This window comes from Vibrio sp. 2134-1, assembly GCF_033339495.1.
Genome location: NZ_JAWOUS010000084.1, coordinates 1 through 1352 on the forward strand (window position 1 = coordinate 1; position 1352 = coordinate 1352).

Sequence of the window (1352 nt, forward strand, 5' to 3'; positions counted from 1 at the left end):
ATGTTTATTCTAAACATTCTGGTGATTCCCGAGTTTGCATCGATGTTTACTCGTTTTGGGGTTGAGTTGCCGCTTCCAACTCGGATCTTGATTGCGACGTCCAACTTCTTTGTTCACTACTGGGGATTGCTCATTGCCGCTATGGTCGGTGCATTCTTTGTGTTCAAAGCTTGGGTTGCGACAGCAGATGGGCGGGAGAAGTTTGATAAATTTCGCCTCCGCTTACCAATCGTTGGCGATATCGTAAATCGCGCTCAATTGTCGCGCTTTGCTCGAACATTCTCGTTGATGTTGAAATCAGGTGTGCCGCTCAACCAATCTTTGGCGCTTGCTGGTGAAGCATTGGGTAACCGCTTTTTAGAAAATCGAATTTTAGAGATGAAAGCAGCCATCGAAGCGGGTAGCACCATTTCTGTCACTGCCATCAACAGCAATATTTTTACGCCATTAGTTATTCAAATGATTGCAGTTGGTGAAGAAACGGGTCGTATTGATGAACTTTTGCTCGAAGTCTCAGATTTTTATGATCGAGAAGTGGATTATGACCTTAAAACACTGACGGCAAGAATAGAACCATTACTTTTGGTCATTGTCGCTGGGATGGTGATGGTACTTGCATTGGGTATTTTCTTACCAATGTGGGGGATGCTGGACATCATCAAAGGCGGCTAATGCGTGGTTGAAAATCAAAGCCGAGCAACGCTCATTATGTTTGGCTTAGTTGCCGTCATCATCGTGGTTGGAATGGCGATTAAATTGCAGCCAGTCACTGAAGAAGCACAAGCGACAGGTGCAAAACTCGCAAAGGTTTGGATGCTAGACAGTGTTCAGCGTTATCACCAAGCGTGGTTAGTGCAAGGTGAGCCCAATCATATGGAAATGGATGGTTTTCAACTCACCATGACTGAAGGGGGATTGGTGTCGCCGTTCACACAACAAGGCGTACTCGATTGCGGATATTGGTTAGCTGTTCATTACCCGCAACGTAAGATTATGGCTAGTGAGTTATTAGATATTAGCGGAACAATCAAAAGTAATCGTTATATCTGCAACTATACTTACGAAAGTGGCCAAACAATTGTAGTTATGTCTACCGCTAATCGACTGATAATAGACGTCGAAATGTCGGCGGAGTGAATTTTTTGACACTTAAGTACTATAAATGGGAATGAAAGTCGGTATAATGCAAACATTACCATAAGCCTAAGGTTGTAATAAAAGGTAAACCATAAAATGATTACCTTTGTTATCAAACCTTTTCGGAATAATGGCGATTCGTCATTCTGCTCAAGCGGTAGATACAGTATCCACTTCACGGTCAGTTTTAGTGAAGGTTGCTGCCCCAAACCGTT

The 1352-nt window shown here is 43.3% G+C and carries 2 protein-coding genes; both read left to right on the forward strand.

From position 1 onward, the window contains the following. Nucleotides 1-672 (forward strand): type II secretion system F family protein (locus R7R78_RS24000; protein ID WP_225474361.1); only part of this gene is annotated, 672 nt, incomplete at its 5' end. Between the two features lie 3 nt (nucleotides 673-675). Then, complete coding sequence (locus tag R7R78_RS24005) at nucleotides 676-1137, forward strand: MSHA biogenesis protein MshF (RefSeq protein WP_005456302.1); 462 nt, start codon at nucleotides 676-678, stop codon at nucleotides 1135-1137. Nucleotides 1138-1352 lie beyond the last annotated feature (215 nt).